Consider the following 9,524-nt stretch of genomic DNA (forward strand, 5'->3'; position numbering starts at 1 on the left):
TCGAGCACCTGCGCCTTGACCACGTCGCCGCGATTGTACTCCTCGATCACCTGCTCGCCCGGACGGGTCCAGTCGAGGTCGGAGAGGTGGACCATGCCGTCGACGTCGCCTTCCAGGCCGATGAACAGGCCGAACTCGGTCTTGTTCTTGACCTCGCCCTCGACCTGGCTGCCGACCGGATGGGTGCGCGCGAAGGCTTCCCACGGGTTCTCCAGCGTCTGCTTGAGGCCGAGCGAGATGCGGCGCTTGGCCGGATCGACCTCGAGCACCACCACGTCGACTTCCTGGGTCGTCGACAGGATCTTGCCGGGGTGCACGTTCTTCTTCGTCCACGACATTTCCGAAACGTGGATGAGGCCCTCGATGCCCGGCTCCAGCTCGACGAACGCGCCGTAGTCGGTGATGTTGGTGACGGTGCCCTTGATCTTCTTGCCGATCGGGAACTTGGTGCCGATCTCCGACCACGGATCGCTCTCGAGCTGCTTCATGCCGAGCGAGATGCGGTGGGTTTCCTGGTTGATGCGGATGATCTGCACCTTGACCGTCTGGCCGATGTTGAGGATCTCGGTCGGATGGTTGACGCGGCGCCATGCCATGTCGGTGACATGCAGCAGGCCGTCGATGCCGCCGAGGTCGACGAACGCACCGTAGTCGGTGATGTTCTTGACCACGCCCTCGACCACCTGGCCCTCTTCGAGGTTCTGCACGATTTCCGAACGCTGTTCGGCGCGGCTCTCCTCGAGCACGGTGCGGCGCGACACCACGATGTTGCCGCGGCGGCGATCCATCTTGAGGATCTCGAAGGGCTGCGGGTTGTGCATCAGCGGCGAGACGTCGCGGATCGGGCGGATATCGACCTGGCTACGCGGCAGGAACGCCACGGCGCCGTCGAGGTCGACGGTGAAGCCGCCCTTGACCTGGTTGAAGATGACGCCTTCGACGCGCTCACCCTTGGTGAACTTCTCCTCGAGGCGCACCCAGCTCTCCTCGCGGCGAGCCTTCTCGCGCGACAGCATGGCTTCGCCAAGCGCGTTCTCGATGCGCTCGACATAGACTTCGACGGTGTCGCCGACCTTGAGGGAGGAGTCCTTGCCCTTGGCGCCGAACTCCTTCAGCGGCACGCGGCCTTCGACCTTGAGGCCGACATCGATGATGGCCATGTCCTTTTCGATCGCGGTGATCGTGCCCCGGACAACCTGGCCCTCGCCGGAATGGCCGGCGGTGAATGATTCTTCGAGCATGCTCGCGAAATCGTCGCGAGACGGATTAGCAGCTGACATTGTTTCTCCTGGAATACTCCGCGTCTTTCGCGGAGTGGGCGCCGTTGGTTAGCGTTGCGTGAGCCTGCCGGCGTTCCGGGCTAAAAGCCCTTGGCCGCATTTGGCGGCAAGTCCGGCGCATGAAGAATGCTGGCAGGCTGGTTTGTGCCCGATATGGGTATTTTCTTCGCCTCCGGCAACGGAAACACGAGGAAAAACCTGGCTCAGGCTCCGCTTCTCTTGGCCAGGACGTCGTCGATGATCGCCATAGCCGCCAGAAACGCGGCCTCTATAGCCATTTCAGACGTATCAAGCAAGTGCGCGTCGACAGCCGGCTTGAGCGGCGAGTCGGCCCGGCCCATGTCGCGCTCGTCGCGGCGCTCGATGTCAGCCAGGATGGTGGCGAAATCGGCGCTGCCGCCGATGCTCTCGATCTCCGCCAGCCGGCGCCTGGCCCGCACCTCGGCGCTCGCCGTCACGTAGAGCTTGATGTCGGCGTCGGGACACACGACGGTGCCGATATCGCGCCCGTCAAGCACCGCGCCCGGCGGCGTTTTGGCGAAGTCGCGCTGCTTTTCGACGAGGATGCGCCGCACCGTGGGAATGACCGCAACCTTCGAGGCCGCCTCGCCCACCGCATGCGCCGACAGCACGGCGCGGTCGAGTTTCGAAAGGTCCACCTGCCGCGCCGCGGTTTCGGCTGCCGAGACGTTGTCGAGCGGCAGGCCAAGCTGAAGCAGTTTGTGGGCAACCGCGCGATAGGTGAGGCCGGTGTCGAGCAGGTTCAGCCGGTAGTGGTCGGCGAGCCGGCGCGCAAGCGTGCCCTTGCCGGCGCCTGCAGGCCCGTCGATGGCAATGGTGAAGGTATGGGTCATCTGACTTGCCTGAACAGGCGGAACGCCAGCACCGCCAGGGCGATCGAGATCGACAGCGGCAATGCAATGAGCGGTATGACGCCGATTGTCATGAAGGCCATGGCCCCGATCCCTTTGAGAAGTCCCGCAAGAAGGACCCATCCATTGTCTTCGAGAAACCTGGCAGGGCCGACCGACAAATAGATAGCCAGGAACTGAAGAACCAGAAGCCAGAAAAGAAGAGCGAAAATGCCAAACCGCTCTTTGAAAGCGACGCGTTCGATCAGATACGGGACCAGCGCAGCTCCAATGCAGCCTGCCAAGAGCGGCCAGTCCCGCAACATCACCCGATCTCCGCGCCCAGCCCCTTCATCAGTCCCATGAACTCCGGAAAGCTCGTCGCGATCATGTTGGCGTCGTCGATGGTCACCGGCTTCTCGGCCGCCAGCCCCATCACCAGAAAACTCATGGCGATGCGATGATCGAGATGGGTCTGCACCGTCGTGTCCGGCCCGTTGGGGTGTCTGCCCAGCCCCTTGCCGCCGGGCTTGCCGCGCACGGCAAGCGTCGCTTCGCCTTCGGTGCAGTCGACGCCGTTGAGCTTCAGCCCGTTGGCCACGGCAGACAGGCGGTCGGATTCCTTGACCCGCAATTCCTCCAGCCCCTGCATCAGCGTCTCGCCCTCGGCGAAGCTCGCGGCAACAGCCAGCACCGGATACTCGTCGATCATCGAGGGTGCCCGCTCCGGCGGGACGACGACACCCTTCAATTCGGATGAGCGCACGCGCAGGTCGGCGACGTCCTCGCCGCCGGCGTTGCGCGGGTTGAGGATGTCGATCCGGCCGCCCATCTCCTGCAGCGTCAAAAGCAGGCCGGTGCGGGTCGGGTTCATCAGCACGTTCTCGATCACGATGTCAGAGCCCGATACTATGAGCGCCGCGACCAGCGGGAAGCCGGCCGAGGACGGATCGCCTGGAACGGCGATCGTCTGCCCGCTGAGCTTGCCCTGGCCCTCGATGAAGATGTGGCGTACGCCGCGCTCGTCGGTTTCGACCGTCAGATTGGCGCCAAAGCCCTTCAGCATCTTTTCGGTATGGTCGCGCGTCATCACCGGCTCGATCACCGTGGTGATGCCCGGCGTGTTCAAGCCCGCGAGCAGCACCGCAGACTTCACCTGCGCCGAGGCCATCGGCACCCGGTAGGTGATGGGGGCGGCGTGCTTGGGGCCGCGCAGCGTGATTGGCATGCGGTCGCCAGGCGTCGCCTTCAGCACCTGCACGCCCATCTGCCGCAGCGGCTCCAGCACGCGGCCCATCGGCCGGCCGGAGAGCGATGCATCGCCGATGAAGGTCGTCTCCATGTCATAGGTGCCGACCAGCCCCATGGTGAGGCGCGAGCCGGTGCCGGCATTGCCGAAGTCGAGCGGACCTTCCGGTTCGAGCAGCGCCCCGTTGCCGGTGCCGCGGATCACCCACTCGGCGCCGCGCTTCTCGATATGCGCGCCCATCGCCTTCATCGCGGCGCCCGTGCGCATCACGTCCTCGCCTTCGAGCAGGCCGGTGATGCGGGTCTCGCCGGAGGCCAGACCGCCGAACATGAAGGACCGGTGCGAGATCGACTTGTCGCCCGGCACCCGCGCGGCGCCGGAAAGGGCTGGAGATTTGCGGGCCGTGGCCGGTTTCGGAGCGGCAGCGTGAGACATGGTTTTCCCTGGATGGAACGCCGGCGCGCCGGCACTTTTCTTTTGTTGCGGCGGTCTCGTATCACGGCGGACGGAAATGGTCATCCCCTTGCGAGAAGCCTTCGATTGCGGGCTTTTGCAACGCCTGCCTGAAGCCGGCTTTTGGCTTTGACAGCGCCGTAAACTGCCGTTAAGGGGACCACTCTTCTATCTACGAGGCTTGCTGTGGCAAAAGCTGAACTTGGCACCAAACGCATAGACCCGGAAACGGGTCGGAAATTCTATGACCTGAACAAGGACCCGATCGTCTCGCCCTACACCGGCAAGAGCTATCCGCGCTCCTATTTCGACGAAGGCAAGATCACCGCTCTCGAGGAGGACGAGGATGTCGCCGACAAGGAAGTGGACGCCGAGGACGAAGAGGGCGCCGAGGTCGTCTCGCTCGAAGAGGCTGATGACGAGGCCAAGGGCGGCGACGATCTTCCCGATCTCGGAGACGACGAGGACGATGTGGACCTCGGCGACGATGAGGACGACACCTTCCTTGCCGATGAAGAGGAAGAGGACGACGACGTTACTGACATGATCGGCGTCGGCGACGACGACGACGAGGTCTGATCGGGCCCCGCTGCGATCATTTGCCGGCCTTTGTTGGCCTGTGACGAAAAAGCGGTCGTTGAAGGCTTGATCTTGACCGAAGGCGGGGTTAGAAGCCGCCTGCACTTGACGGCGCGGACCTCAAAACCGCGCCGGATCTCTTCGCCGGAAACGGCGCCGGCTGACTGCCGGGAGTGGGGCCATAGCTCAGTTGGGAGAGCGCTTGAATGGCATTCAAGAGGTCGTCGGTTCGATTCCGATTGGCTCCACCAAACAGTCTTTTCCTGATGCTTGGATTCGCGTCGCTCACGCTCGCCGCGTGCCAATCGGCGCCTGAAGCATCGCCGCCACCGCCACCTCCTGCACAACCTGCCCTGGCCGCGGTTCCTCCTGCTCAGGATTCGGCAGTCCTGGACCCATCCGTGGTGGCGACGCCCCCCGACAAGGGCGTTCCGGCAAAATATGCCGCATTCTCCGGCATATGGGCCGGACGGCTGGACGGGATGTATGAAGGCAAGCTGGCCGTGCTCACGATTGCTCCTCGCGGGCAGGTGACGGTCACCTATGCGTGGGGAGTTCTGGCCGACAACAAGCCGGGCGTCGCCGATGGCGCCGGGAAGATTTCAGGCAACACATTGAAGCTTGCGCGCCTGCCGAACGGCGCGGACGCCACCTTCATCATGCAGCCCGACGGGACGCTGGCCGCCACCTATACGCTTGCCGGCCAAACCTACACGGGCGCGTTCGCCAGGCAGTAATTCAGCAAATCTCTCTGCGCTGGACGGCCTGTCGAAGGGGCCTCAAGCATCGCGGACCGGTTTTGCAGCTGCCAATCCGCCTGTCGAGACGCGCCCTTTTGGCGGCGCTGTCCGCGCCCGGTCCGAATCGGCTATGCCTCTCGCATGCAGGAAACGTCCCTATACGTCCCGGTGAAGCGGTTTCTCGAGAGCCTGGACTTTACCGTCAAGGGCGAAGTCGGCGGCTGCGACGTGGTCGGGCTGCGCGATGGCGAGCCGCCCGTGGTGGTCATCTGCGAACTGAAACTGCAGTTCAATCTGGAACTCGTGCTCCAGGCCGTCGACCGCGCGGCAGCCTGCGACGAGGTCTGGCTCGCCGCGCTCATGTCGGCGCGCGGCAAGGGGCGCGAGCACGACCGCCGCTTCCGCGCGCTGTGCCGCCGCCTCGGCTTCGGGCTGCTGGGGGTTGGCAGTAAGGGTGAGGTCGAGTTGCTGCTCAGTCCCGCCGCCGTGCCCCCGAGGCGTGATCCCCGGCGGCGTTCGCGCCTGATGGAGGAGCATCGGCGCCGGCGCGGCGACCCCACGGCCGGAGGCAGCACGCGCGCGCCGATTATGACCGCCTACCGGCAGGAGGCGCTGGCCTGCGCCGCCGCCATGGCCGACGGCCCGAAGCGACCGCGTGACCTGAAAGCCGTTTCGCTGCGCGCGGCCAACATATTGCTGCACAATTACTATGGCTGGTTTGCCAGAACGGAGCGCGGGATCTACGCGCTTACCGAGGTCGGCCACGTCGCCCTGCAGTCGCAAACGATGGTCGAGGCCGGCTGAGGAGCGTTCGCGCGAGGCCGACCAATCAAGGATCGGTCCATGACCGGACCGCCGATTCGGCACGGCGATCCCGCCTCGAGCGTCGAACGCTTCTCGCGAGGGCGACCTACTGCGCCGAGCCGTTAGGCTTGCGTCCCAGCCCCATGGACTTGGCGAGCCTCGAACGGTTTGCGGAATAGTTCGGTGCCTCCATCGGATGGTTGGAAGGCAGGGTTCCACTTCGCCCGATATTGATCGGGCGAGAGGCCGTAATGCACGGCGATATGCCGCTTCAGCAATTTGAAGTGCCGTCTGTCCTCGAGGCAGATGATGAAGTTGGGCGCCACGGATTTCTTTCATGGGAACCGCGGGGTTGAGTTCCACCGATTGGGCCGGGGAATATCCGGCCAGGATCGTTCTGAACGTATATCGCATCTGCGCGCCGTTCGGCCCTGTCTCGTTTCGGGCTGTTGACTCGCCTTTCGCTCTGTGCAGAATTGGTTGGACCATTGAACCACTTTAGGCTCTGGCTTGACCGATCTTTTGCCTCCCATCCAGACGACGGCCCGCGACGACGCGGTGCTGAAGGCCTTGGCCGGTTTCGTCAGGCAGGAATCCCTGGGTCCCGGTGAGAAGTTGCCGACCGAGCGCATCCTGGCCGAGCGGCTCAAGGTCAGCCGCAACACCGTGCGTGAGGCGCTGACGCGCTGGGAGGGGCTCGGCCTCGTCGAGCGGCGGCAGGGCTCAGGCACCTATCTCAAGGCGGCCGTCTCTCCCGATATGCTGCACATGCCGCTGACGCTGGCCGGCGGCAATGATTTCGCCGGCCTGATGCGCACGCTGGAAATCCGCCGCGCGCTGGAGGCCGAGGCCGCCGCCCTTTGCGCCGTCCGCGCCGGCAAGGCCGAGCTCGCCGAGATCGAACGCAAGCTCGACCTTATGGAGGAGGCTTTCCAGACCCGCGCCGGCATGTCATCGGACGAGGACTGGGAGTTTCATCAGGCGATCTACCGCGCTTCCGGCAATCCGCTGTTCGAGCAGATCATTGCCGCCATGCACGAGCTGTTCCACCGCTTCTGGGAACACCCGCTCGGCGTGCGCGATTTCGGCCACGCCAGCTTCCCCTATCACCGGACTATCTACGAACGCATTGCCGCGCACGACCCGGAAGGAGCTCGGGCCGAGGCGCTGAAGCTCATCGCCACCGTCGAGGACGATCTGAAGCGCGGCGCCGCCAACCTCAAGCTTTCGGACCGCAAATGAATGAGCACCCCACCGGTTTCGACCCGGGCCTTTCCAACAGCGACTATCTGGCCGAGGCGGCTACGCTTCTGGCCCATGACGATCCGTTCCCCGGCGGCGCGGTGGTGCCGCCTATCTACCAGACCTCGCTGTTCACCTTCGCCAATTATGCCGAGATGGCCGACACCTTTGCTGGCCGGCGCCGCCAGCCGATCTATTCGCGCGGCGACAATCCGACGGTGATGGAGTTCGAAGCGCGCGTCGCCGCCCTCGAAGGTGCCGAAGCCGCGCGCGGCTTCTCCAGCGGCATGGCCGCGATCAGCGCCACGGTGCTCGCCTTCGTCGGCGCCGGCGAGCGCATCGTCGCCGTGCGCAACTGCTATGGCGATGCCTACCGGCTGTTCGAGCGGCTGTTCCCACGCTTGCAAATCAAGGTCGACTATGTCGACGGCTCCGACCCGGATGCGGTGGCGGCGGCGCTGCCGGGCGCCAAGTTGCTTTACCTGGAAAGCCCGACCTCGATGATGTTCGAGCTGCAGGACATCGCCCATCTGACGCGGCTCGCGAAGGAGCAAGGCATCGTCACCACCATCGACAATTCCTGGGCGACGCCCGTGTTCCAGAAGCCGATCGCGCACGGCGTCGATCTTGTGCTGCATTCAGCCTCGAAATATCTCGGCGGCCACAGCGACACTGTTGCCGGCGTGGTGGCGGGCTCCGCCGCGCATATCAGGCACATCAACGAGCAGACCTATTCCTCGCTCGGCGGCAAACTGTCACCCTTCGAAGGCTGGCTGCTCCTGCGCGGCCTGCGCACGCTGCCGCTAAGGCTGCCGCACCACATGAAGAGCGGGCTCATCCTCGCCGAGCGGCTAAAGGCGCATGGCAAGGTCGAGCGGGTTAATCATCCCGCCTATTCCAACCATCCCGGCAAGAAGACGCTTGCCGGCTATGCCGGGCTGTTCTCCTTCGAGGTGACGGAGGATGTCGACATTCCCGCTTTCGTCGATGCGCTGAAATTCTTCCGCATCGGCGTCAGCTGGGGCGGTCATGAAAGCCTGGTTGTGCCGGCCAAGGCCTCGCTCGAGCAGACGCCGGGCCTGAATTCGATGGCGCGCTTCGGCGTCAGCCCCCGAACCATCCGCTTCAATGTCGGATTGGAAAGCGTCGAGGATCTCTGGGCCGACATCGCCCAGGCCTTCGACAAAGCAAGAAAATAACCGAGCGTTCAAAATGGGAGTCCTGAACATGAAGAGACTGACGCTGATGCTTGCCGCCGTCGCCGGCCTGGCGATTTCCGCCAGCGGCGCCCTGGCCGACAGCACGATCAAGATGGTCGAGGTCATCACCAGCCCGCCGCGCACCGAATTCCTGAAGAAGCAGATCGCCGAATTCGAGGCGGCCAATCCAGGCGTCAAGGTCGAGCTCGTCTCGCTGCCCTGGGGCCAGGCCTTCGAGAAGTTCCTGACCATGGTGCAGGCCGGCGACACGCCCGACGTTGTCGAGATGCCGGAACGCTGGATGGGCCTCTATGCCAACAACGGCCAGCTCGAGGACCTCGGTCCCTACATGGCCAAGTGGGACGACGCCAAGACGCTCGGCGACCGCGCCAAACAGTTCGGCTCGACCGTCAACAACACGCAGTTCATGATCCCCTACGGCTACTATGTGAACGCGCTGTTCTGGAACAAAAAGCTGTTCAAGCAGGCCGGCCTCGACGGCCCGCCGGCGACGCTCGACGAGTTCGTCGAGGACTCCAAGAAGATCTCGGCCATCCCCGGCAAATATGGCTACTGCCTGCGCGGCGGCCCGGGCGCCTTCAACGGCATGCACATGTTCATGAACATCGCCGCCGGCAAGGGCGGCTACTTCAACGAGGACGGCACCTCGACCATCAACGACGAAGGCTCGGTCAAGGGCCTGCAGATGCTGGCCGACATGTACAAGAACGGCCTGGCGCCGAAGGACGCCGTGAGCTGGGGTTTCAACGAGACCGTCACCGGCTTCTATTCCGGCACATGCGCCATGCTCAATCAGGATCCGGACGCGCTGCTCGGCATCGCTGACAAGATGAGTGCCGACGATTTCGCCGTGGCGCCGCTGCCGGTCGGACCGAGCGGCAAGTCCTATCCGACGCTGGGCTATGCCGGCTGGGCAATGTTCGCCAATTCGCAGCATAAAGACGATGCCTGGAAGCTGATGGCGACGCTGCTCTCGCCCAAGGACAATCTGGAATGGGCCAAGGAAGTCGGCGTCGTCCCGATCCACAATGGCGCCGACCAGGATGCCCATTTCAAGACCGAGCAGTTCAAGGGCTGGTTCACCGAGCTCAGCGACAGCTCCAAAT

Annotated in this window: 10 protein-coding genes, 1 tRNA gene and 1 pseudogene; 7 read left to right on the forward strand and 5 right to left on the reverse strand. The window is 64.2% G+C overall.

All coding sequences use genetic code 11. The features are described from left to right. From EOA33_RS13985 to aroA, 4 genes are all read right to left on the reverse strand, one after another. Positions 1–1,280 (reverse strand): 30S ribosomal protein S1 (locus EOA33_RS13985; RefSeq protein ID WP_127405877.1); only part of this gene is annotated, 1,280 nt, incomplete at its 3' end. A gap of 203 nt (positions 1,281–1,483) precedes the next feature. Continuing rightward, positions 1,484–2,134 carry a (d)CMP kinase gene (gene cmk / locus EOA33_RS13990; protein ID WP_127405878.1) on the reverse strand — a complete coding sequence of 217 codons (651 nt, stop codon included), beginning with the start codon at positions 2,132–2,134 and terminating at the stop codon, positions 1,484–1,486. Continuing rightward, positions 2,131–2,457, reverse strand: a complete 327-nt coding sequence (locus tag EOA33_RS13995; RefSeq protein WP_127405879.1) for a hypothetical protein — start codon at positions 2,455–2,457, stop codon at positions 2,131–2,133. The genes cmk and EOA33_RS13995 overlap by 4 nt, the downstream gene beginning before the upstream one ends. Beyond that, positions 2,457–3,815, reverse strand: a complete 1,359-nt coding sequence (gene aroA, locus EOA33_RS14000; protein WP_127405880.1) for a 3-phosphoshikimate 1-carboxyvinyltransferase — start codon at positions 3,813–3,815, stop codon at positions 2,457–2,459. Before aroA ends, EOA33_RS13995 begins: the two co-directional genes overlap by 1 nt. 204 nt (positions 3,816–4,019) lie before the next feature. Here aroA and EOA33_RS14005 point away from each other — a divergent pair, with 204 nt between their 5' ends. The 4 genes from EOA33_RS14005 to EOA33_RS14020 all read left to right on the forward strand — a co-directional run bounded on the left by EOA33_RS14005 (position 4,020) and on the right by EOA33_RS14020 (position 5,956). Then, positions 4,020–4,412 carry a TIGR02300 family protein gene (locus EOA33_RS14005; RefSeq protein WP_127405881.1) on the forward strand — a complete coding sequence of 131 codons (393 nt, stop codon included), beginning with the start codon at positions 4,020–4,022 and terminating at the stop codon, positions 4,410–4,412. A gap of 175 nt (positions 4,413–4,587) precedes the next feature. Continuing rightward, positions 4,588–4,663, forward strand: a tRNA-Ala gene (locus EOA33_RS14010). A 150-nt stretch (positions 4,664–4,813) separates the two neighbouring features. Then, positions 4,814–5,149, forward strand: coding sequence for a hypothetical protein (locus EOA33_RS14015; protein WP_245455277.1), 336 nt, complete (start codon positions 4,814–4,816; stop codon positions 5,147–5,149). A 144-nt stretch (positions 5,150–5,293) separates the two neighbouring features. After that, a complete protein-coding gene (locus tag EOA33_RS14020) occupies positions 5,294–5,956 on the forward strand; it encodes a DUF2161 family putative PD-(D/E)XK-type phosphodiesterase (RefSeq protein WP_126056881.1) in 663 nt (220 codons plus the stop codon). A gap of 106 nt (positions 5,957–6,062) precedes the next feature. Here EOA33_RS14020 and EOA33_RS14025 read toward each other — a convergent pair. Then, positions 6,063–6,291 (reverse strand): annotated as a pseudogene (locus EOA33_RS14025) (MucR family transcriptional regulator); the annotation flags it as partial. A gap of 175 nt (positions 6,292–6,466) precedes the next feature. Between EOA33_RS14025 and EOA33_RS14030 the strand changes: the two are divergent. The 3 genes from EOA33_RS14030 to EOA33_RS14040 all read left to right on the forward strand — a co-directional run. Continuing rightward, on the forward strand, positions 6,467–7,198 hold the full coding sequence (locus EOA33_RS14030) for a FadR/GntR family transcriptional regulator (RefSeq protein ID WP_126056880.1): 732 nt from the start codon (positions 6,467–6,469) through the stop codon (positions 7,196–7,198). Beyond that, the gene (locus EOA33_RS14035) at positions 7,195–8,397 is read left to right on the forward strand and encodes a PLP-dependent transferase (RefSeq protein WP_126056879.1); all 1,203 of its coding nucleotides are present in this window, start codon (positions 7,195–7,197) and stop codon (positions 8,395–8,397) included. Before EOA33_RS14030 ends, EOA33_RS14035 begins: the two co-directional genes overlap by 4 nt. Before the next feature lie 28 nt (positions 8,398–8,425). Further along, the coding region (locus tag EOA33_RS14040) for a sugar ABC transporter substrate-binding protein (protein ID WP_145989135.1) at positions 8,426–9,524 on the forward strand (1,099 nt) is incomplete at its 3' end.

Source organism: Mesorhizobium sp. M4A.F.Ca.ET.050.02.1.1 (assembly GCF_003997725.1).
Lineage (GTDB): Bacteria > Pseudomonadota > Alphaproteobacteria > Rhizobiales > Rhizobiaceae > Mesorhizobium.